At 53.0% G+C, this 22,287-nt stretch carries 17 protein-coding genes and 1 pseudogene; 3 read left to right on the top strand and 15 right to left on the bottom strand.

Annotation, left to right across the window (positions count from 1 at the left end; all coding sequences use genetic code 11):
- The first annotated feature begins 169 nt into the window (after positions 1 to 169).
- From J2Z18_RS15905 to J2Z18_RS15895, 3 genes and pseudogenes are all read left to right on the top strand, one after another.
- A pseudogene (locus J2Z18_RS15905) lies at positions 170 to 1,090 on the top strand (proline dehydrogenase family protein).
- A gap of 84 nt (positions 1,091 to 1,174) precedes the next feature.
- Positions 1,175 to 2,914 (top strand): sigma-54 interaction domain-containing protein, encoded by a 1,740-nt coding sequence (locus J2Z18_RS15900; RefSeq protein WP_144878845.1) that lies wholly within the window; start codon positions 1,175 to 1,177, stop codon positions 2,912 to 2,914.
- 194 nt (positions 2,915 to 3,108) lie between these two features.
- Entirely contained in the window at positions 3,109 to 3,849 is a 741-nt protein-coding gene (locus J2Z18_RS15895) for a Bax inhibitor-1/YccA family protein (protein WP_210095000.1), read from the top strand.
- A gap of 117 nt (positions 3,850 to 3,966) precedes the next feature.
- Here J2Z18_RS15895 and J2Z18_RS15890 read toward each other — a convergent pair whose 3' ends face one another.
- From J2Z18_RS15890 to J2Z18_RS15820, 15 genes are all read right to left on the bottom strand, one after another.
- Entirely contained in the window at positions 3,967 to 4,785 is an 819-nt protein-coding gene (locus tag J2Z18_RS15890) for a carbohydrate ABC transporter permease (protein WP_040737814.1), read from the bottom strand.
- Between the two features lie 132 nt (positions 4,786 to 4,917).
- The gene (locus J2Z18_RS15885; protein ID WP_077567664.1) at positions 4,918 to 5,796 is read right to left on the bottom strand and encodes a carbohydrate ABC transporter permease; all 879 of its coding nucleotides are present in this window, start codon (positions 5,794 to 5,796) and stop codon (positions 4,918 to 4,920) included.
- Position 5,797: 1 nt separating this feature from the next.
- On the bottom strand, positions 5,798 to 6,901 hold the full coding sequence (locus J2Z18_RS15880; RefSeq protein WP_210094999.1) for an ABC transporter ATP-binding protein: 1,104 nt from the start codon (positions 6,899 to 6,901) through the stop codon (positions 5,798 to 5,800).
- A gap of 16 nt (positions 6,902 to 6,917) precedes the next feature.
- A complete protein-coding gene (locus J2Z18_RS15875) occupies positions 6,918 to 8,246 on the bottom strand; it encodes an ABC transporter substrate-binding protein (RefSeq protein ID WP_210094998.1) in 1,329 nt (442 codons plus the stop codon).
- 373 nt (positions 8,247 to 8,619) lie between these two features.
- Entirely contained in the window at positions 8,620 to 9,282 is a 663-nt protein-coding gene (locus J2Z18_RS15870; protein WP_210094997.1) for a glycerol-3-phosphate responsive antiterminator, read from the bottom strand.
- A complete protein-coding gene (locus J2Z18_RS15865) occupies positions 9,275 to 10,156 on the bottom strand; it encodes a metallophosphoesterase family protein (protein ID WP_210094996.1) in 882 nt (293 codons plus the stop codon). Before J2Z18_RS15865 ends, J2Z18_RS15870 begins: the two co-directional genes overlap by 8 nt.
- A gap of 458 nt (positions 10,157 to 10,614) precedes the next feature.
- The gene (locus tag J2Z18_RS15860) at positions 10,615 to 11,031 is read right to left on the bottom strand and encodes a hypothetical protein (RefSeq protein WP_210094995.1); all 417 of its coding nucleotides are present in this window, start codon (positions 11,029 to 11,031) and stop codon (positions 10,615 to 10,617) included.
- A gap of 400 nt (positions 11,032 to 11,431) precedes the next feature.
- Entirely contained in the window at positions 11,432 to 11,611 is a 180-nt protein-coding gene (locus J2Z18_RS15855) for a GapA-binding peptide SR1P (protein WP_028404940.1), read from the bottom strand.
- A 326-nt stretch (positions 11,612 to 11,937) separates the two neighbouring features.
- Positions 11,938 to 12,885 (bottom strand): ArsR/SmtB family transcription factor, encoded by a 948-nt coding sequence (locus tag J2Z18_RS15850; protein WP_028404939.1) that lies wholly within the window; start codon positions 12,883 to 12,885, stop codon positions 11,938 to 11,940.
- Between the two features lie 215 nt (positions 12,886 to 13,100).
- The gene (locus J2Z18_RS15845) at positions 13,101 to 14,501 is read right to left on the bottom strand and encodes a family 43 glycosylhydrolase (RefSeq protein ID WP_186311201.1); all 1,401 of its coding nucleotides are present in this window, start codon (positions 14,499 to 14,501) and stop codon (positions 13,101 to 13,103) included.
- A 141-nt stretch (positions 14,502 to 14,642) separates the two neighbouring features.
- Positions 14,643 to 16,391, bottom strand: coding sequence for a glycoside hydrolase family 2 protein (locus J2Z18_RS15840; protein ID WP_210094994.1), 1,749 nt, complete (start codon positions 16,389 to 16,391; stop codon positions 14,643 to 14,645).
- Between the two features lie 166 nt (positions 16,392 to 16,557).
- The gene (locus J2Z18_RS15835) at positions 16,558 to 18,348 is read right to left on the bottom strand and encodes a glycoside hydrolase family 2 protein (protein ID WP_245256036.1); all 1,791 of its coding nucleotides are present in this window, start codon (positions 18,346 to 18,348) and stop codon (positions 16,558 to 16,560) included.
- A gap of 95 nt (positions 18,349 to 18,443) precedes the next feature.
- A complete protein-coding gene (locus J2Z18_RS15830; RefSeq protein ID WP_028404935.1) occupies positions 18,444 to 19,379 on the bottom strand; it encodes a carbohydrate ABC transporter permease in 936 nt (311 codons plus the stop codon).
- 15 nt (positions 19,380 to 19,394) lie between these two features.
- The gene (locus J2Z18_RS15825; protein ID WP_144871373.1) at positions 19,395 to 20,363 is read right to left on the bottom strand and encodes an ABC transporter permease; all 969 of its coding nucleotides are present in this window, start codon (positions 20,361 to 20,363) and stop codon (positions 19,395 to 19,397) included.
- Between the two features lie 29 nt (positions 20,364 to 20,392).
- Complete coding sequence (locus J2Z18_RS15820) at positions 20,393 to 22,132, bottom strand: extracellular solute-binding protein (RefSeq protein ID WP_210094992.1); 1,740 nt, start codon at positions 22,130 to 22,132, stop codon at positions 20,393 to 20,395.
- Between the last annotated feature and the right edge of the window lie 155 nt (positions 22,133 to 22,287).

Here is a 22,287-nt window from a genome sequence, read left to right as displayed (position 1 = left end):
CCAACCTTCTCGGTGCTGAAAATCGACCTTTTTGAACACGCACTTATAGGATAATAAGCAAATATCATGCCAACGGTGCTTGTTTTTTCGTCTGGAACGTTTTTTGCTTGCGGTCATCCAGTAAAGATTCATTGCGTCAGCAATGACAGCCTGAAAGGAGAAATCAAACGTGGACAGTATCGAACTCTATCGAAAGGTATTGTTATCGGTTTCCGGCAATAAACTGGTGGAGCATCTTGCCCTTCGGTACGGCCGTAAATTAGCAGCAAAATTCATTGCAGGCAGCAACTTGGAGGAAGCGCTGGACGAAATCGAGAGGTTGAACGGAAACGGGATCATGGTCACATTGGATCATCTGGGGGAGGGAATCAAGTAATTATCGGAGGCTGCAGGCTACAGGGAGGAATATGTACGCTTAATCAACGGGATCGCCAGACGGAAGGTAAACTCCAATGTATCGTTAAAGCCGACGCAGATGGGCTTGGCCCTGGACCCGGAAGCCTGCTACAGCAATATTCGGGACGTCGTCGCCGAGGCTAAACAGCATAACAACTTCGTACGGATCGATATGGAGGATTCGCCCTATACGCAAGCGACCATTGATATCGTCCTTCGCCTTCACGGGGAAGGATTGACCAACGTCGGGACCGTGATTCAAGCCTACTTGCTGCGTTCACGGGAGGATGTGAAGCAATTGATCAAAGCGGGCGTAAACCTCAGGCTTGTGAAAGGAGCTTATAAGGAGCCGGCATCCGTTGCCTATCAGCAAATGAGCGAAGTGATCGATAACTTCAAAACGCTCATTCAAATGCATCTTGACCAAGGCGTGTACACCGCCATCGCCTCGCATGATGACCGCATCATCAATTGGGTCAAGGAATACGCCCATAAGAACGGCATCAAGGCAAGCGCTTTTGAATTCCAGATGCTGTACGGCCTGCGGATGAGCGACCAGGCGCAGTTGGCAAGGGAGGGCTACCGGATCCGCTGCTATATGCCGTACGGCAGCATGTGGTACCCGTATTACACCCGACGCTTGGCGGAAAAGCCGGCGAATCTATGGATGGTCGTCAAAAATATGTTCAAGTGATTTACACTGAAAAACAGGCTCGGTATAATGGCCCTAACATGAGTTTGTAAGCATTTACATTTTCTATATCTAGGGGGCCACCGAATGAAGCATCGATTGCCGAGCGTGGAGCAGCTCATCCGCACGGACTGCATCATTGTTGATCTGACCGACCCGGCAGCAATCCGGGATGCCCTGGTTACGGCGGGCTGTACCCCTGTCTTTGTCAGGGTCGAGACCGGCAAATATGGGCTGCTGCCTTCATCGGCTGCGGATCCCGTACGGAATATTCAAGATATCCTGATTCATGTCGAGACCATAAACGCAGATGAGCCATTAACGAAAGCCTCTGCTGCCTTTACCTGCTGTTCATGGGCGATCGTACAGCGAAACGGCAAAGCGGTCGGCTATCTATCCGCTCAGGATATGGTAGATGCGCTGGTGCAGGCTCACCGGGTGCTGGAGGCTTACTTCACAACAACGCTGAATACCTTGGACCCGGACGTTGCCATCACGCTGATTGACGAGGAAGGACGCGTTGCCGTCTGGACCTCCGGTGCAGAGCATATCTTCTCCATTCCGAGGGAGGATATCATCGGCAAGCCTGCTTCCGATTTCTTTCCCGTCGACCGGCTGCAGTCCCTTCGCACATTAGAAACCGGCCAGCCTGCCCATAAAATGCAGCATCGGCCGCGTCACGACCTGTTCGTCCTGATTAATTCCAATCCGGTTACGCTCGAGGATCGGATTATCGGCGCCGTTGCAGCGGAAACGGATCTGACCACCCAAATGCGGCTGCATCAAGAGCTGCTGCAGATGACAAGCAAGGTCCATCATCTTCAGAAGGAAGTGGCGATGCTGAGCCCTGCGGGAGACCCTTTTCAGCATATTAAGGGAACGAGCCGCGCGATTAAAAACAGCATCGAAACGATCAAGAAGATCAGCTCGACGAAAGCGACGGTGCTGATCCAGGGCGAGAGCGGAACGGGGAAGGAATTGTTCGCCAAAGCGATCCACGAATCGCGCGAGCCTGCGAACGCCCCCTTCATTGCAATCAACTGCGGAGCCATTCCGGCCGCATTGTTCGAGAGCGAATTATTCGGCTACGAACGGGGCGCTTTCTCCGGTGCGGACCCGAAAGGGAAGAAAGGAAAGATTGAGCTGGCCCGCGGCGGCACCTTATTCCTTGACGAGATCGGGGAAATGCCTATCGACCTGCAGGTCAAGCTGCTGCGCGTGCTCCAGGAGCGAAGTTATTTCCCGGTCGGCGGGACGCAGCTGCATCGCGCCGACTGCCGGATCATCGCGGCCACGAACCGGGACTTGAAACGGATGATTGCAGATGGCAGCTTCCGTGAGGACCTGTACTACCGCCTGAACGTCGTGACGTTGGACGTTCCCCCTTTGCGCGAACGCAAAGAGGATATCTACGAGCTGACGCAGTCCTTTCTTCACGAATTCTCGCTTGTCTATGGCCGCCATATCCATTCGTTTACGCCGGAGGTATTCGAAGATTTGCTAAGGTACGATTGGCCGGGCAACATCCGCGAATTGCGCAACACCATTGAACGGCTTGTTATCTTCTCTACCGAAGGAGAGATTCGGCGCGAATATTTGCCGGACCATATGTATTCCGGCGATAAGAGTCCTCAGCCGGGGGAGGGAAATGACACGGGCACCACGCCGATCAACGGTGCTGCTTACCAAGCAAGGCTTGACGAGTACGAGCGAAAGCTCCTGCTTGAAGCGCTTGCAGCTGTTAAAGGGAATAAATACACGCTGGCGAAGCAGCTCGGCATTTCACGGGCAACGCTCTACAATAAGCTCAAACGGCTGAATCTGTAACATGAGCTTGATTGGACGACGTCTAATATTTTGGACACATTAAATTTGAATGTCTAAAATTGCATACACAAACGCAATTCATTGTCCGCTCCGCGAAACAGGCGAGGAATTTCGATGCGAAAAGATTCCATCTCCTAAAATATGACAACCTATGATAGAATGGACATAAAAATAGTTATCTAGGAGGCATTCATTTGTTAGGTCGTAGCGGAAATCCAACACTTAATGAGAATACGTTTGAGAGGAGCAGGCATTACAATGACCAAGAGACGATGACCATCGGCGGAACGGTGAACAAATCGTTCATGCTGCTTGCGCTGCTTATCGGGGCAGCAGTCATTTCTTGGGTCATGTTCTTTAACGGGTACGATATGTTCCCGCTTATGGTCGGCGGTGCGATCGGCGGCTTTGTGCTGGCGCTGATCATCAGCTTCGCGCCGAAGTCGGCGCCGTTTCTCGCACCGATCTACGCGGTTGCGGAAGGATTGTTTCTCGGCGCATTATCGGCCAATTATGAATCCCTCTATTACGGCATTACGCTGCAGGCGGCCCTGCTGACGATGTGCGTGTTCTTGGGCATGCTGCTTGCGTACAAGACCGGCCTCATCAAGGCGAGCCCCGGCTTCCGGCGGGGAATCATCGCAGCTACGGCAGGCGTGGCGCTTGTCTATTTGCTCAGCTTTGTACTCGGATTGTTCGGTGTTACCGTTCCGTATTTGCATGACAGCACGCCGATCGGAATCGGGATCTCGATTGTCATCATCATCATCGCCGCACTGAATTTCGTGCTCGACTTTAATTTCATTGAAGAAGGGGCGCAACAGGGTGCACCGAAATACATGGAGTGGTACGGCTCCTTCGGTTTGCTGGTCACTCTCGTATGGCTGTACATCGAAATTATCCGCCTGCTGTCCAAGCTGGCGAATCGGGATTGATAGACCTTTGAAATTCCTCGAGTATCGTTCTCGAGCCTTCCATACACAAACAAGAAGTCCGGCCAAGGTGCCGGACTTCTTTCGTTTCGTCATATGAACCTTCACGAATTTCATAATCTACTTTACGCCATTGTACACGAACGCCTTAATAATCGAGCGCTGTGCAAAGAAGAACACGATCAGGATCGGCACGACGAGAATCAGGTTCGCCGCCATCAAAATATTCCACGTCGCAACACCCTCCGTTTCCCGGATTTTCGCAATCCCGAGCGGCAGGGTTCTTGCCGTTTCGTTCGTCGTCATGACCAGCGGCCAGAAATAATCGTTCCAGTGGCTGATGAAGCTGAACAGTGCAATCGTGATCAGCGCAGGACGGGCCATTGGAATCATCAGCTTCCACATGATCTTCCATTCCTTGGCCTTATCGAGCCGCGCTGCTTCAATAAGCTCTTCCGGCACCTGCTTAAAGGACTGTCTTAGCAGGAAAATGCCGAAGGCGCTGGAGGCGAAAGGCAGAATCAGCCCCAAGTGGGTGTTCAGCAAATGCCACGAGCTAAGCTGCAGATAGACCGGGAGAAAAATAAGCTGAGATGGAATCATCAAGGTCACCATGACGAATCCAAACAGGATGCCTGAACCCGGAAATTGAAATCTCGCAAAAGCATAAGCCGCAGGAATCATGGTCAGCATTTGCAAGATTAGAATACCGCCCGCAATCAAAACGCTATTGAAGAAATAATGAAGGAACGGTCCGGAGTTCCAGGCTTGAATAAAGTTTTGCCACTGCGGGTCGTTCGGAATCCATTCCGGCGGAAAAATCATCGTTTCCGGCAGGGTTTTAAGCGACGTCGAGATCATCCATGCAAAAGGCAGGGCGAAGATCAGCACAAGGCCCAGCATGCCGATGATATTCAAGGCTTTCAGAATGCCGTTCATCACCTTGACTCCGCTCCATGTCTCCGGCCTTAAGTTCCGTTCGGACGACTCTCTTGCTTGAACTGCTTTCTCTATTGCACTCACTTGAATTCGTCCTCTCCTTTCCGCTAACTCATCTATGCCGCACCAGGCTTATCTGTAATGGACGCGCTTGGACAGCATGCGGAAGTAAATGATCGTAAGCACGCCGACAATAATGAGCAGCATGACGCCGGCTGCCGATGCATATCCGATCTTGAAGAAGCGGAAGCCGTATTCGTAAATGTAATATACCAGCGTATTGGTCGAATTGACCGGTCCGCCTTGGGTCATGATTGCAATCGTCTCGAAAACCTGGAATGAGCCGATCATGCTCATAATCGCCAAGAAAAACAGCGTCGGGGACAGCATCGGCAGCGTAAGCTTCCGGAACGTCCGCCACCGCTTCGAGCGGTCAAGCGCGGCCGCCTCGTAAATGCTCGGCGGGATGCTCTGCAGGCCGGCGATAAAGACCAGCGTGTTGAACCCGATGCCCTTCCATACGGCGACCAGAATCAGCGACATGAGCGAGGTGTCCGGGTGGGACAGCCACTGCAGCGGCGACAGGCCGAACAAACCGATCACCCAGTTCAGCAATCCGTATTCGGGATCCATGAGCCAGCTCCACAGCAGGGAGATGGACACGAGGGAAATGATGTGCGGACTGAAGATCGCGCCTTGCACGAATCCGTAAAACAATCCCGAGCGGTTCAGCCAGAGGGCGATGGCCAGCGAAATGCTGAGCGTCAGCGACACCGTGGCAAAGGTGTAGATGGTCGTATTCAGGAGCACCTGCATGAACTCTTTATCCGACAGCAAATCCGTAAAATTTTGCAAGCCGACATAATTCTTCGTCGGGCTGACGAAATTCCAATCGAAGAAGCTGAGATAGATCATATAGAAGATCGGGTAGATGAAGAATATGCCGAATACGGCAAGCGAAGGCGAGATCATGCCATAAGGCTTAAGCTTTTCCCACAAACGAGATGTCATGCTAGAGCCCCCCGCCTACCGATACCAATTCAGGAGCCTGTGCCGTTCCGATCTCTTCCCCACGCCGAACCTCAACCTGCCGAAGCCTTTGGCCTTCGCTATTGAAATAGTACAGACGCTCATAAGGAACCGTCACCGTAACCAGCGTATCCGATGTGAGCGGTTCAAGAAACGTCTTGACCGAGAACATGCCGAGCGAGGATTGGATTTGATAAATATTTTCCGCGCCAAGGCTTTCGCGGGTCAGCACCATCCCGTCCAGCCGAAGTCCTTCGATTGCAGCCGGGGCATGGAATAGCGCATGCTCGGGACGGAACCCGAAGCTGGCGATATCATGCCGCTTCCCTTGGGCCGAAGGCAGCTGAAGCTCCTGGCTTGGCAAAATGTTCATAGCCGGCGTACCGATGAATTGGGCTGCAAATACATTCGCCGGATCGTTGTACAGCGTCATCGGCGAAGCCGCCTGCTGGATAACACCCTTGTTCATAATCACGATTTCATCCCCCATGGACATCGCTTCAACCTGATCATGGGTAACATAGACAAAGGTGGTGCCGAGCCGCTCGTGCAGCTGAATCAGCTCGGTCCGCATTTGGTGGCGCAGCTTCGCATCCAGGTTCGAAAGCGGTTCGTCCAGGATAAAAACCTGCGGCTTTTTGACCATGGCGCGCGCAAGCGCCACGCGTTGTCTTTGCCCGCCGGACAGCATTTCCGGCTTCTTTTTCATATAATCGCTAAGGCCGACGATTTCGGCGATGTCCTTGATCAGCTTCTCCCGCTCTTTCTTCGGCACCTTGCGGTTAATGAGCCCGAACTCGATGTTGTCGTAGACGTTCATCGTCGGGTACAGGGCATAGTTTTGGAACACCATGGCTACGTCGCGATCTCCGGGAGGGACCCCGTTTACGCACTTGTCATCGATCCAGATCTCGCCCTTCGTCTGCTCATCGAGGCCGGCTATCATGCGGAGCGTTGTCGATTTGCCGCAGCCTGACGGTCCGACGAGGACGGTGAAGGAACCGTCCCGAATCGTCAGATCCAAATTTTTGATGACTTCCTCGTCTTTGAAAAACTTGCTGATTCCTTTTAGCTCGATTCTGCCCATCTCACATACCTCCCGATTATTTGCTGAGCAGTGCGTTCGCCTTTTCGTTCGCCTCGTCCATCGCTTGCTGAGGCGTTACTTTCGGATCAAGCAGCGTTTTCTCGATCGCGCTCTTTACAAGTTTGGCCACTTCCGGATAGGCCGTCTCCATCGGACGCGGTCTCGCATATTCCAGCTGATCTACTGCCACTTTGTATTGCGGATATTCTTTATAGAGGGACTGCATCTCTTCGGTCTCCAGCGCCGACAATCGGGTCGGCAGGTAACCGACGTGCTTGCTTTGGTAAATCGTGCTTTCCGTTGTCGTCATAAACTTGATGAACTCCCATGCTGCAGCCTGCTCTTCCTCGCTCAGCTTGGATGTCATAACGAGCTGGCATCCGCCTGTAGGCACCCCGTAAGACTTGTTTGCCGGCATAAACGCCGTATCAAATTCAAAGTTATTTCCCTTCGAGATATCGATCGCCCCGGCTACTCCTGCCGTCGAACCGAATTTAAACGCGGAGGTTTGGTTCGCCCAGTCTTTATCCGCCGTCGCGCCCGCTTCATCGCCGACCGGAATTTTAATGAGTCCTTCCGACGCAAGCTTCTTCCAGAACTCAACCGGCTCTACCGCTTCAGGCGTGTTAAACAGGCCGGATTTGCCGTCTTCGGCAAGCACTTGGCCGCCGGATTGGGCGACAAGCCCTTCGTAGAACCAGATGTCGACCGGCATCGTCATGGCCGTAATCCCTTTTTCCTTAAGCACGCGCCCGTATTCCTCGAACTCGGCCCATGTCTTCGGTCCGGCCGGATCAAGGCCTGCTTTTTCCAGCAGCGAAACGTTCATATACATGATCGGCGTGCTGCGCATGAACGGAAGTCCGTACAGCTTTCCATCAACATAGGCATTTCCCATCAGACCGGGATTGAAATCATCGATCTTCAGCTGGTCCTTATCCTTTTCGGCAAAAGGCGCCAGCTCCTGCAGCATGCCATATCTGGCAAACGTGCCCGTCGAGGCGATTTCCAGATCCGTTACGGCCGGAGCATCGCCAGCCGCAAATGCAGCCTGTACTTTGGCGTGCAGGTCATCGTAATTGCCCTGGTATTCCGCAACGACTTCAATCTTGTCCTGGGATTCGTTGAACCGTTTGACCAGCTCCTGCTTGGCTTCCTCGATTTTCTCCCCGAACGCGTACCAATACTTGATTTGGATTTTCTCGCCGGAGGCATTGCCCGTGTTCGCCGAGACTGCGCTCGCGTTCGTTGCCGCGCCGCCGCCGGACTCGCCGCCGCATGCGGACAGCATCATGGCCATCCCCAGCATGAGTGTTAAGAAACTGCGTCTTTTTCTTCTTTTCATTTCATTTCCTCCCATAGTTTTATTTCTAAAGAATTTGCAAAATTCGATTTCAGTCGCTCCCGGGCAAAATATATTGACGAACTAAACCATTTCGTTGGGGCCATGGCTGATTCAAAATTACTCTTTGGATTTTTGCAAAATCCTCCCCTTAATGCCGTTTGGGACCCGGTCTATCAGGACTGTCTGGGCATGACAAAAAGAAACCTGAACCAAACCATGCAAAAGTCTAAGATACGGACTCCATGGTCTGTTCAGGTTTCTCCATCACTCCAACCCCATCGGCTATTTACTTGTGTGGTTAGAAAAGGCAGGTTTGTCTCTTCAACCTGCCTCCATCTTATCGCCCATATGTTAACGGGATATGTTTGAATTGTTAAACATCCGTTAAGCCAAAACTTTCCTTCCACAGCGAAGGGCTTGAAGAGGAAATGGCGGTCGCCCCGTGCGCAAGGCACTCCTCCGCGTGCTTTCGCTGCGTAAGCAGCCCCCCGGATATGATGGGGAGCTTCGTCATCTCCCTTATCTTTCCCAGCACCTCCGGAATCCGGGCAGGCATAATCTCAATAACGTCCGGCTGCACCTGGTCCAGCGATTGCGTGATGTTGGCGAGCCCCTCGGAATCGATCAGGAAGAAGCGCTGGATGGTGGTGAGCCCCAGCTTCTGCGCCTTCTTCACGACCTGGATCTTCGTCGTAATGATGCCGTCAGGCTTGATTGCATTCGCTAAATATTCCAATCCCGGCTGATCGAAGGACAAGCCGCCGATCTTCTCGACGTGAACGAATACCGGAATGTCATGCTGCTTGAACAAATCCACATAGCCTTTGATAACGCCGATGTTTCCTGTCAGCATGAATACGCAGCTTAATGTATTGCTGAATGTTAGGGCAGCTTCAAGCTGCCTGACATCCCGAATCGATGCCACGTTCCGGCGCAGCTCAAGCAGCTCCCGCAGACCAGCGGCGGATGAGCCCGCAACCTTCCCCCGCTTTTCCGAATAGGAACGGTTGGCCTTGGATGGTGTCTGATTAACCATGGCTGCTGCCAGCCTTCACTGCTGTAGTATTTTCAAGCTCGGCGTCTCCTCTCGCGAGCAAAATGCTGCACGCCCGCTCAAGCTCCCCACCTCTTGCATTTGCATTCGGACTAAAGTGCTTCATATGGCGGTGAATTTCGGGAAGCTGCCTCGATAGCTCCATGTCATCAATGTCGACGGCATGGATGTGAATATAATCGCCTTCCATTTCGACGATCCGATAAGCGTGCTGGTCCAAGCAAGCGGACAGCTGCACGAAGGTCCAGTTGTTCTGTTTCGTAATGGAATCGACATGGGTATGCCCGTTGAAGTATACGGCTGGGCCCTGTTTTTGGCTTAAAATCCGCCACATATCGATCGAAGGGTCAATCGAGCCTTTATCCCGATCCGATCCTGTCGTGGTCAGATGCACCGGGTGATGCGCGAACACAAGCATCGGCTTCGTGCCGGAGCTGACAACGATATGCTCGAACCAGCTCAGCTGCTCCTCGTCAAGCCAGCCTCCCCAGTTCGTTAAATCCATCTCTCTCGTCGTGTCCAAAAATACGAATACTGCCTGTTCCATGTCGAGCGCCTGATAACGGGCCTGGCCCGTCCTCATGAGCAAATCCCGCTTGGACTGGGAATAGGTGTCGTGATTCCCGAGCACATGAACAAAGTTCGCATCGTAACGCTCCATGATTCCATAGACTTCATCGATCTCTCTCACCGTACCGAAATTCGTAAGATCACCGAGCGAAATATGCATATCCGCTTCAGCACTCATGAAATGGTGCAGCATTCTTGTATAAAACGCATCCCTCGCCATCACCCATGCGCCAATCTGTTCGTCCGCCTCGTGATAATGCAAATCTCCAAGGATCGCCAGCTTCATCTTCACACTCTCCTTATGCGTTTTGTATCAGATCCATTATAGTAAGAGAATGTTATCCGAACGTCCCCTTTAGTAGATCGTTATGTAAAATAAGCTATTGTTTCCTAAGTGCCTTGCCTTCGGACTTAGAGCATACGCCGGATTTAGCTTTGCATGCCTGAGACTAGCATAATATTTAAGACAGGATATAGGAGGCAGCGATCTGAGCATCAGGACCTGAGCTCCAGCGATCTGAGCAGTGGTTAGGGCAGCTGGGATATAGCTGTGATGATATGGAGGTGACAAAATAACAGGGGTGAACGGCAGTGAAGATATACGGGCCTATCCGGCCGGGTAAACAAAACCCATGACCCGCCGGGATTTCCGGCATATCATGGGTTGCACGATTTCTGGCTCTTAAGATTACATGCTTGCGACTAACTAATCCCCAAGCATGACCCCGGGCTGCAATAAGCAGTTTATCGCTTGACCGCACGCATCCACGCCAAAGCAATCCCGCCCGTGACGATCCCCCAAATGGCGTTCGTTATCAGAACGCTGACGATGGCAAACGGATTCGTCACCGGTCCTTGGAGCTCGCCGGTCAGGATTGGCGAGAGAACGGCACTGATCAGGATGACCAGAATGCCGTATACAATGCCGGTATACATCAACGTCATTACAGGCTGCTTCACTCGCGCGAGCACGGCAGCTGCAATCCATACGACGGAAATGGCAACCGTAAAAATAATGCTGCCGGCGGGCTGCCCGATTTGCTGCAGCAGGCCAAGCATGCTCATAAGCGGACGAATGCAAGCGACCACAGCTAAAATCAAGATGAGCTTTGCGTGTTTTTTGCCATCCGTGACGCGGCTGTATTCTGGATAAGTTTTCATCAATGGATTCCTCCTCCGGAGCGGAAATCCGGCCGTTAACCAAGACGCCTGTCGGGAACACCTGGACAAGTCATTTGCCTCAACACAACAAGCCAAACCGGATTTCCCTCTCCCTTCTTGACCCTTATCATATCAGCCTCATGTTGCAAACTTATTGCGGTGCGTTACGGAAGCGATGAAATTTCAAATATTGTGCGCGCCCCCTCCTGCCTCTGCAATGTTTTGGTCTGGAAAGGTTATTAATAGCCTAACAGGAATTCAGAATGGTTCATTCCGCCGCTTAGTTTCTCCAATCAAAGAAGGCAGCGCTCGAACAGCGGCTGCCTTCTTCTGATTATCCTCGAGTTTCTCATCTGATAAAATTAGTTCCTAGACTAGATCCCCACAGCATCCGCTTTCGTTACGGTGCGTCTGCGGATCGTACCGATCCCTCGCCGGCCTTGTGCAGCTGCCGGCATTCCGGCTTATCGCACACGCCGTAAAACACGGCAATCTTATTAGTGTCCACCGTATCTACTAGAGAGCTGCAATGCCTGCAAATGATAACGCCCATATTGATTTGCTTCATGGAATGGTACATGTCTCACTCATCCTCTCTTGTTCTCGTTCATTTGATTCGTATGGACTTTCGGGTCCTGCATAGAATGATACTTACAACCTCAGATGCTGAACGACCTCATATATGATTCTTAAATCCAATTTGGATAACATTAATGTACACTATAAATGGAATTAATGCAATTAATAACGACCTATTTGTTCGAAATATTTTAATTATGACGTCATATATAATCAGTTGAATTTCATCTTCCTTCCTTAACCGTAAAATATGTTTAGTTCAAACGAAAAAAAACAGCCCACAGAAAATCCTCCTGTGCAGCCGTTTCAAATGCCGAATATCCAACTTTAAACGTCTTCCTCTTCCGGGTCCATCGTATATTTCACCTGCATCAAAATATTCTGCTCATGATCTCCGAATTGGCGACCGAACAGGTTCAGCCCGCCCTGGTGTACGGCATCGGGCTTGATGCCGATGCGCAGCCGCAATTTCGGGCTTTCCGAGATGCGAAGATCGCTTAAGGTAACGTCGGAAATCTTCTCCATATCCAGCGTCGTCTTCTCATGATCGACCCGCCATGTTTTGAGAAACCCATACTGCGTCGCCCAGTCATACCACCAGTTCGGATTGAGCTTTCCGCGCCGGTCGCCGAAATCGCCGGGACTGGTCCACATGCCGATCTCCACTTCGTTCACCCATACCGAGATGTTAGAAGGCCAGTTATTGTCGTAATTGGGCGCCTCGGAGCACATCTCCATCGACAGCTCCAGCGATTCGATGCGTGCACCCGCCGGAATATCCATCGGCAGCAAATATTCCAAATACCCTTTGCGCAGCCAGATGATTTGAGCGTTCACATGCTTCGGATGATAAAAGCTCGCCGGTTCGTCCTCCTTGATGATGTAGCCTTCGGCATTCGCCATTCCGCAAGTAGGGTGCACTTCGCAGTCGCTGTAATGCCCGATGGGCATGTCCACCTCATAGACATGCATGACTCCTTTGGGCATGGTATTCCTTAAATTAAGGGCGATATGAATGTCATCGTAATTCCGGCTGCATACCTTCATCGCTCCGCGGGATGCCGGAAGCAATTCCGTATTGATCAGCTCTGCCGCTTCCAATACCTTGATGTTGCTGGCGACGGTCGATACGGGAAGATTAAGCGTCTCCGCGATTTCCATAATGTTTAAGTTTTTGGAATTCAAGAGGCGAAGAATATCTACCCGGGAACGCGTCGACAAAGCATGGGTTACCTTAACAAGCTTCTCCGGGTCGTTAAAACTAAGTTCCAGCACGAATCCGCTCCCCTTTATCTTAATCGTTACAATCATCTTACTTCGAACGGTAGTGAAAAACAATGACGCCTGCCGGTGCTGCCGCTTGGCTTTTCATGATGCTGATCGATTGCGGAATATGAATAATGGAAGGAAAAGGACCTCCGGAAAATCCGGAAGCCCCTCTCGATTGGATTCGCCTTCATTTCAATCACGCGGTACCCGTGTCCTGCATCTTAATTCGCCGGTTTAATATCAAAGAAGTCAATCTCGCCGTAGCCTTCACCTTTCGTAAACCGGATCTTGTTGGCTCCGGCTTTCAGTTGGACTCTGGCTGTGGACAGCCCCCAATTCTCCCAGCCTTTATTCGTGATGTGGAACCGGCTCGGCTCGCCCGAGTTTACGCTCAGCTGCAGATAGGACCAGCCGCCCCCGGCCGTCCCGTTGGCGGTGCGCGCAAGCAAAATATACTCGCCTGCCTCCTGGACGTGAACGTTAAAATCCACGAAGCTCTCCGGGGTATCAATATGACCTGCCTTCAGGCCGCCTGAGCCGTTCGGGCTTTCCGATGCATAGGCCGCCCCGCCGAAAGCTCCCTCCTCCCCTTCATACCGGAGATGGGCCGGTTCGCCGGAAGGCAGAGGAATCGGCGTGTTCGGATCGACCGGTTCGCCGAGATTCGGCGTGCCATCCGCATGCCACGTGAATTTCTGCATCCGAACCTCCCGGTTCCACCCGGCATTATTGTATTTGGCTACATGATACATGATCCAGTCCTCCGTATCATCCGGAGACTTCGTGAACGAATGGTGGCCGGGACCGTAAAGCCCGTTGCCGGACTTGAAAATAGGCTGGTCCCGCTTGGTCCATGAAGCGGGATCCATAGGATCGCTGGATACACTGGCGGTGATCAGTCCCAAGCAATAGTCGTTGGTCCAGCTTCCGCTTGCGGAATAGACAAGAAGAATAAGACCGTCCCGGACGATGACCTGAGGTCCTTCATTGACATGGGGAACATGATTCGTCTCCCAGCTGTACGTCGGCCTGGATATCTCCACCCGCTCCGAGTCGATGGTCCATGGATTGCTCATATGGGCGATGTACAGGTTCTGACGGACGTTGACGTCTCCTTCCCAGCCGGACCAGATGAAATACAGCTCCCCGCCGTGCTGCAGCACCGTCCCGTCAATCGCCCATTTGTTCGTCGGATCGGTGATCTGCCCCTTGTATTCCCACGTGCCTTGGGTCGGATCCGGCGATTTGTTCTCCATGACGTACATGCGGTGATTGACATTGTCTCCGTCATCCTTGGCGTAGTAAATATACCAGGCGCCGTCAATGTAATGCAGCTCCGGTGCCCAAATGTTGCAGCAGCCCGTGTTTACCACCGCTGTAGGGGCCGCATCAATCGTAGTGAGCTGGGCGGATTTCCAGATCGTCACGTTGCCGCCGGTCGTTTTCGTGAAGTAGTAATAGCCGTCCGTATGCTTATACACCCAAGGGTCTGCCCCCTCCTGCATGACAACGTTATAGAAGTTGTTCTGAACGGAGGCCGCTTGCGAGGTCTGGCCGATCGGAAAAACAAGCAGCGCGCATATCGACAGCAGCAAGGTGTTCCTGAAATTCTTATTCATCATCCGGTTCACGTTCCTTTCGGTACATGTATGATCATGCTCCAAAACGGCTATTCGGCACGGCCCGCCTTCGAAACCGCTGCGGGCAGCATTATTAGTTCCTGCTTAGCGCGTTTCGGCCACAGGATGGCAAGCTCCCGGATATCAATCCTCGATGGCCGCTTTACGCGAATTGATGCGGCGGATGACCTCGGGGTCAAACTTCGCCTTTCTTTCGTAGGTATACAACCCGTTGACTTCCTGTTCCACGTCGTACAGCTGCGTGTAACAGAATCCGAACATCATCGGATGATCCAGCAGCGTGCTCGTTAAACCCTCGTAACGCGCAAGGAATTCTTCTTCGGAAGCCGGTCTCTCGCCGTACCCCCAGGCCTTCCCGTCCCTTTGGTCCGGGTTCCACCATATCCCGCCGTACTCGCTGACGAAATACGGCTGCCCTCCATAGGTTTGCCGGTTCGGAAACGTATTGTAAACCTCGCCGCCGTCCTTCATCGACTCAAATTTTTGGCGGAACGTCTCCGGATTCTGATCATAGTCATGAATGTCGAAGATATCGGTGACGACATGGAAGTTCCCGCTGGTGTCGATCACCGGACGGGTTGGATCCATTCGCTTCGTCACCTCGTAAACAATGCGAAGGACATCGTTATGCTGCTTCGTGCCATCCTTATCCCACGTTTCGTTAAACGGGCACCAGCCGACAAGCGCGGGATGATTGAAATCCCGCTCTACGCCTTCCAGCCATTCCGGCAGAAAACGGGACACCGCTTCAGTCGTCGTGATATCCAAGCCCCAGTTCGCGTGCTCGCCCCATACCAGATAGCCTAGGCGATCCGCCCAGTACAGGAAGCGCGGCTCAAAGATTTTCTCGTGAAGCCTGGCCCCGTTAAAACCGAGCTCCATGGAGAGCTCTATATCCCTGCGAAGATCCTCATCGCTCGGCGCCGTGTAGATGCCGTCCGGATAAAAGCCTTGGTCCAGCACAAGGCGCTGAAACACGGATTTGCCGTTAATCCGGAATGCCATGCCGTCAAGACGTAGGGTCCGAAGACCGAAATACGATTGGACGGAATCGCTTGGGCTGCCCTGGTCGGTCAAAGACAGGGCCAGGTCGTACAGCCGTCCGTTTCCTGCTTCCCACAGATGGATCTCCGACAAGGGAACGGTCAGCTTAACCGAAGGTCCGGATACGATCGCGCCGGCTTCGCCGACAAGCCGGCCGTCGAAATAGGCGGAAGCGGCAAGCCGCTCCCCGGCCGCACTCCCTTCGACCGCAATCTCGAGATGCACGCAGGCATTATCCGGATCCCCCACCAATTTCATCGACGCCATATAAGCCTTTGGCACATGCTCAAGCCATACCGTCTGCCATATCCCTGTCGTACGGGTGTAGTCGCAGCCGTGCGAGTGGTATAACCCGCTCTGCTTGCCTCTCGGCTGGCGCCCCGAACGAACGTCGTCCTCCGCATATACCGTAATGACGTTGCTGCCCGGCACGACATGGGACGTAATGTCGAAGCTAAACGGCGTGTACCCTCCGCGGTGCGAGCCGGCAACCGTCCCGTTCACCCATACCTCGGCTGCATAATCGACGGCGCCGAAGTGGAGCAGGATCCTGCCCCCGGCCCAGCCTTCCGGCACGGTGAACGCCCGTTTATACCATACAGCGGCCATAAAGTCTTTATATTCTACGCCGGAGAGCTTGCTCTCCGGACAGAAAGGCACCGTGATCGTCCCGGACAGCTGGTATCCGGGATCCGTCAGGCCGCGGTCCTTGCCGCTCTTGCCGTGGTCGATTTCAAATTGCCACTGGCCGTTCAGATTGGCCCAATCGGACCGGACCCATTGGGGTCTCGGGTACTCGGGGCGCGGGATATTAGATGAATGAGTCATGGTCTACTCCTTTTATGTCTGGATTGTTTTATATTTCAGCATTTTGCAAAATTCGATTCAAGCCGCTCCAGGGTACAATATATAGACGAACTAAACCGTTTCGCTCTATATATTGCTGATTGAAAGTCGCTCTGTGGATTCTTGCAAAATCCTTATTTACAAAAGCCTATCTTGCCATTTCGGGATCAGCCTGCTGCGACTCGGTACGCATATCCGGTTCCGGACTAAGCGGCTCGGTTAGCGTCCCCGTCATAATCCCGCGGATCTTCGCAAGCGGCGCTTTCGGCCGCCTGTCGTAGGTGAGCAGACCGTTGATCTCCTGCTCGACATCGGTCAGCTGCGTATAACAGTAGCCTTGAACGACCGGCGAGGTCAGCATCGGGTCGACGACGGCCTTGAGCCGGATCAGGAAATCCTCCTCGCTGTCCGCCCCCGAGTATCCCCAGCCCTCCCACTCGCTCTTCTTGAAGGCGATGCCTCCAAACTCCGATACGAGAATGGGCTGCCCTTGATAGGAAGCGCCTCCGACGAAAATGCTGCGGTTGGCCGGCATCGCTTCCACGGCGGATTGCACGCTCTTATACCGCTTCTCCAGCACCTCTTGACGGCTCTCATAGTCGTGAATCGTGACCAGGTCGGTGGTCATATGCTCCCAGCCGTCGTTGTACACCACCGGCCGCGTATCATCCAGCGATTTCGTCAAATGATACATGGCCAACCCGTGCTGCTGCTGCCGGCTGTCCATGCGGACATTCGGGATTCCCCAGCTTTCATTCAGCGGAACCCAGGTGACGATGCACGGGTGGTTATAATCCCGCTCGATGATCTCCTGCCATTCCTTGGTGAAGCGGCGCACATATTCTTCGGAATAGTCATACGCATTCGCCGCCTCGCTCCACACAAGCAGCCCGAGCCGGTCGCACCAATAAAGGAATCTTGGATCCTCCGTCTTCTGGTGCTTCCTCACGCCGTTGAAGCCCATCTCCTTGGTCAGCTCCACGTCGCGTCTCAGCGCATCGTCCGAAGGAGCGGTTAGGATGCCTTCCGGAAAATACCCCTGGTCCAGCACCAGTCTTTGATAATACGGCCGGTTATTCAAGCACAGCTTGCCGTCCTCGATCGACACCTTCCGCATGCCGAAATAGCTGGCAACCTCATCGACGACCTCTCCGCCGCATACGAGCCGAAGCTCCAAATCGTACAGATTCGGATGCTCGGGGCTCCACAGCCGCCCAAGGCCATGATCCGTGAAATCCCCGAGGCCGATGGTCCGCAGCTGCTCGCCGCTGCGGATCGAATATTGATCCTCGGCCACGACTTCGTTCCCGTACGCTACGGTAACCTGAAGCTTTATATCATCTGCCGCCTTCAATCCTTCAACGAAGGTGCGAATCCGGATTTCATTCCGATCGATATCCGGCGTAACCACCGTTTTTCTAAGGTGCACGGCGGATAAAGGCTCCAGCCAGACGCTCTGCCAAATGCCCGTCGTCCGCGTGTAGAAGATGCTGGCCGATTTCTCAAGCCAGTATTGCTTTCCCCTCGGCAGCGTAACATCACGGCTGAAGTCCTCGGCCCTGACCACCAGCGTGTTGCTCCCTTCAACGAGGAAGCGGGTAATATCCGCTTGAAACGGTGTGTGGCCCCCTTCATGAACAGCCGCAAGCTGCCCGTTAACCCAGACCTTTGCCAGATAATCGACGGCGCCGAAATGAAGCAGAATGGTTTTTCCCTTCCAATTATCCGGGATGTGAAAGCTTCTTCGATACCACACCACGTCATGGAAAGAGGGATCCCCGATGCCGCTCAGCTTGCTTTGGAACGCGAAGGGCACGTTGATCTTTCGGGGGAATGAAGCGGAGCCGTCCGCCTCATACCACCGTTCCTGCTCGCCGACGTCTCCGTCGTCAAATCCGAATTCCCACTCTCCATTAAGGCTCAGCCATGCCTTGCGCATGAACTGGGGCCTCGGATATTCCGGTCGCGGAGGCTGCGTATGGTTTGTTTCTGTCGTCAAGATGTCATCCACTCCTCATCGATTCATTGTTGTATCTATCCTTTGATCGAGCCTACGTAAACGCCTTTAACAAAATACTTCTGCAGGAACGGGTATACCATTAAAATCGGCACCGTCGAAACGACGATCGCGCAGTATTTCACCAGCTCCCGGAAAGCGTTCGCGCTCTGGGCGCTGTTAATGACGACGCCGCCGGCGCTTCCGATCGACGTTGCCGTGGCGTCGTTCGCCACCAAAATTTCCTTCATTAACAGCTGCAGCGGGAACAGCTGCCGGTCTTTAAGCAGCACCATCGCATTAAACCAGGAGTTCCAGTTCCCGACCAGGTAATACAAGAAAATGACGGCGAGCGTCGCTCTCGACAGCGGCAGGATGACGTTGACCAGAATCTTCGCCTGGCCTGCGCCGTCGATCACGGCCGCCTCCTCCAGCTCCCTCGGTATGGCCTGGAAGGCGGTCCGCAGGATGATGATGTTCCATGTGCTGATGGCGGTCGGCAGAATCATCGCCCACAGATTGTTGTACAACCCGATGTCCTTCATCAGCAGGAACCAAGGAATCAGGCCGCCGCCGAAGAACATGGTGATGGTGATCAGGATCATGATGAAATTTTTGAAATACAAGTCCCGTCTGGACAGCACGTATGCCCCTAATATCGTCATGACCATGTTGACTAGCGTGCCGAGCCCGACGTAGATCATCGTGTTTTTATACCCGTTGAGCAGGCTGTTGTCTTTGAATACCAGCTTATATCCGTCAAGCGTGAATCCAAGCGGCTTGAACAGCGCGCCTTTATGCGCAATCAGAGCGGTAGGGTCGCTGACCGAAGCGAACAGGATATGCAGGATCGGGTAGAAGCATACCAGCGTCAACGCGGCCAATAATGTATAGTTTGCGAAATCGAATACGAAGTCTCCCACCGATTTATGCTTTCTTTTACCTCGTGCTTTGATCTTCTTGTTATCGATCATGGCCATCTCCTTCCCCTACCATAAGCTGGTTTCCGATCTGCGCTTCACGATGTAGTTCGTCACCCAGAGCAGCCCGAAGTTGACGATGGAGCTGATCAGCCCCACCGCGGCGGAATAGCTCAGACTGGCTTCCCTGAGGCCCCGGCGATACACGTAGGAAGCGATGACGTCGGCCGTCTCGTAGGTGAGCGGATTGTACAGCAGAATGATTTTCTCGTAGCCGGATGACATCAGGCCGCCGATCGCGAAAATAAACAAGATAATGATGACCGGACTGATCTGCGGCAAGGTGATGTACCACATTTTCTTAACCCTGCTGACGCCGTCGATTTCAGCCGCCTCGTACAATGCCGGATCGATCCCGCTCATGGCGGCCAGATAAATGATGCTGTCCCACCCGATGCTCTGCCAGATGCCGGAGAAAGTATAGATCGGCCGGAAGAATGAGGAGTACCCCAGGAGCGAAGAGTACTCTTTGCCTGTAATGAACTGCAGCAGTTGAGTAATAATTCCTTCATCCGCCGTGAAAATATGGATGATCCCGCACACGACGACCAATGAAATGAAGTGCGGCATGTACGTAACGGTCTGCACGGTTCGTTTGAACTTGGACGACCGGACCTCATTCAGCATTAAAGCGAGAATGATCGGCGCCGTGAACCCGAAGGCGAGAGCCCACACATTCAGCATCAGCGTGTTCTTGACGACCCTCCAGAAATAAGGTCCTTGGAAAAAATCGATGAAATGCTTAAAGCCTACCCAGTCGCTTTCCCCGAATCCAAGCAGCGGCTTGAAATCCTTGAAAGCGATCATGACGCCCCACATAGGGCCGTAGCAGAAGATCAGGTACCATGCGATCACGGGCAGCGCCAATAAGTATACGAACCAGTTCTTCTTCATATCCCGCTTGATCAGCAGGCTCTTCCGTAGTTTGGCTTCCGCGGGAGCCGGGCTCATCTTCCTGTTTTTTCGAATGATCTCCATGATTCAACCACCTATTCCCGATATGGAAGCTATCGTTGGTTATACCGGTCCAGCGCCGCCTGATGGAGACTTAAGAATTCGTCCAAGCCCATGCTCTGCGCTTCCTTCAAAAACTGGTCATATGCATTCACAGGCAGCTCGCCCATGATGATCTTGGCAAAATACTCTCCCCGAAGCGTAGACAGCTGGTTTCCAAGCTCGGCCTCGCGCGATGCCTCCTCTTTGGTGAAGGTGATCGGCGGCATGGCCATGCTGGTGTCCATGTTCTCTGTCCAATATTTCCGGATATCTCCGGAATAGCTTCCCTTCGCCACGATCAACGGGTTAGCATGATGCTCGTCGCGAATGTTCGGCCAGCTGTGCATGCGGTATTTCCACAGCGTCGTGGCGACCGGCTGTCCGTCCGGATCATTGTAAATGTAGCTGTTCTCAGGGAAATACGGCATTCCCTTGTCATCCACCAAATGAACGGTGCCATACTCGCCGAAGTTGATCAGTTCCCATCCCTTTTTGCTGTAGTTAAAGTCCAGCCAAGCCATGGCTGCTTCCACATTGTCCGCTTGGGTCGTAATCGCCGCCTCGGTGCCGGTGCGCATGAAGTTTTTGTACGTCGTCGCCGATTTATCGCCTTCGTTCAGGATCGGATTCAGCGCACCAACGAAATCGATGTCGTTCTGTTCCTTCCAATAGCTCCACATCGTATCCGGGGAGTCCATGATGACCGCCGTATCGTCTGAAATGGCGCTCGCCATCCGCTGGTTGAAGTCGGCCGTTGCCCAATCGCGGTTAAGGAGACCCTCCTTGTTCCACTTCTGCATGGTCGCCAAGTACTCTTTCGCTTTCGGCTGCGCAGGCCCCCATTGCACCTTGCCGTTCTCGTCCTGGAAGGTCCAGTCCCATACGCCGTAAGCGCCGTTAATGATGCCCGTAAAAATTTGGCCGTAGCTCGATCCGTAGTTCAGCGGGGTCTTGTATCCGACCTCCTGGCATTTCTTCAAGAACGCGTACCATTCGTCGATGGTGTTCGGCACTTCCATCCCCGTCTTGTCGAGGGCTTCCTGCTTGATCAGCATGCCGAACCAGGTCCATTCCGAATACGGAGCGATTCCGTAGAAGCCGAGCAGCCTCCCGTCGTCCGTCACCGTCGTCTTTCTTCTCATCTCGTGGGAATTGCGCCAGGCCGTATAGTTCGGAGCATGCTTCTCCATCAGGTCGGTCAGGTCGATATAAGCGCCGTCGTTAACCCCGGCTTCCAGGCCCCCGGGATACCGGCCCGGTTCAATGATGATGTCCGGGAGCTCGCCGGAGGAGATCATCAGCGTGAATGCATCCGCTTCCTGTCCTACCGGCGGCGTGATGAAATTCACCTTGATCCCGGTCAATTTCTCGATCTGTTTCTGAACGGCATGGTTGTTCATATCCGGTATATTGGAGTTGGCAGGCATCCAAACATCCAGCACGACCTCTTCCTTGAACGGATAGGCGGAGTAATCGCTTGGAATGACTTCGTCGTATACATCGCCGAGGTATGTATCGTTCAGCGTGTTGTTCACCTCGTCGATTTGCTCTTGCGTCGGAGCCGTATTGCCGCGGATGCTTGCGCTAATGTCCGTAAACTCGACCTCATTCTTCTTCTCGGTGGACACGGCCTCTTCGTTGCCTTCCGGCTCATCCTTCCCGGAGCCGCCGCCGCTGCATGCGGTTATGGCCGAAATCATCAGTATGGAGATCAGGAATAAATGAATCACACGCTTAAATTTCGCTTTCATCGTAATCCTCCCATAATCAAAATTGGTTGACCTTCCGTTCCAAAAACCCGCTCTTGCCTACTTCCCCCTTTTCGAAATCAAAATGCTAAAGGTCTCTCCACAAACACCCTTGTTTAATACAATAAAACCGTATCTTTAATCGAAGTATAGGCATG

This window comes from Paenibacillus lactis, assembly GCF_017873605.1.
Taxonomy (GTDB): domain Bacteria; phylum Bacillota; class Bacilli; order Paenibacillales; family Paenibacillaceae; genus Paenibacillus_AQ; species Paenibacillus_AQ lactis.
Note: the sequence above shows the minus strand (reverse complement) of the source record. Positions and strands in the feature narration are given on the sequence as shown.

Coding starts and splice junctions, on each gene's coding strand:
- J2Z18_RS15900 (WP_144878845.1), top strand. CDS start 1,175: ATGAAGCATCGATTGCCGAGCGTGGAGCAGCTCATCCGCACGGACTGC.
- J2Z18_RS15890 (WP_040737814.1), bottom strand. CDS start 4,785: ATGAACGGCATTCTGAAAGCCTTGAATATCATCGGCATGCTGGGCCTT.
- J2Z18_RS15885 (WP_077567664.1), bottom strand. CDS start 5,796: ATGACATCTCGTTTGTGGGAAAAGCTTAAGCCTTATGGCATGATCTCG.
- J2Z18_RS15880 (WP_210094999.1), bottom strand. CDS start 6,901: ATGGGCAGAATCGAGCTAAAAGGAATCAGCAAGTTTTTCAAAGACGAG.
- J2Z18_RS15875 (WP_210094998.1), bottom strand. CDS start 8,246: ATGAAAAGAAGAAAAAGACGCAGTTTCTTAACACTCATGCTGGGGATG.
- J2Z18_RS15870 (WP_210094997.1), bottom strand. CDS start 9,282: ATGGTTAATCAGACACCATCCAAGGCCAACCGTTCCTATTCGGAAAAG.
- J2Z18_RS15865 (WP_210094996.1), bottom strand. CDS start 10,156: ATGAAGCTGGCGATCCTTGGAGATTTGCATTATCACGAGGCGGACGAA.
- J2Z18_RS15860 (WP_210094995.1), bottom strand. CDS start 11,031: ATGAAAACTTATCCAGAATACAGCCGCGTCACGGATGGCAAAAAACAC.
- J2Z18_RS15855 (WP_028404940.1), bottom strand. CDS start 11,611: ATGTACCATTCCATGAAGCAAATCAATATGGGCGTTATCATTTGCAGG.
- J2Z18_RS15845 (WP_186311201.1), bottom strand. CDS start 14,501: ATGATGAATAAGAATTTCAGGAACACCTTGCTGCTGTCGATATGCGCG.
- J2Z18_RS15840 (WP_210094994.1), bottom strand. CDS start 16,391: ATGACTCATTCATCTAATATCCCGCGCCCCGAGTACCCGAGACCCCAA.
- J2Z18_RS15835 (WP_245256036.1), bottom strand. CDS start 18,348: ATGCGCAAGGCATGGCTGAGCCTTAATGGAGAGTGGGAATTCGGATTT.
- J2Z18_RS15830 (WP_028404935.1), bottom strand. CDS start 19,379: ATGATCGATAACAAGAAGATCAAAGCACGAGGTAAAAGAAAGCATAAA.
- J2Z18_RS15825 (WP_144871373.1), bottom strand. CDS start 20,363: ATGGAGATCATTCGAAAAAACAGGAAGATGAGCCCGGCTCCCGCGGAA.
- J2Z18_RS15820 (WP_210094992.1), bottom strand. CDS start 22,132: ATGAAAGCGAAATTTAAGCGTGTGATTCATTTATTCCTGATCTCCATA.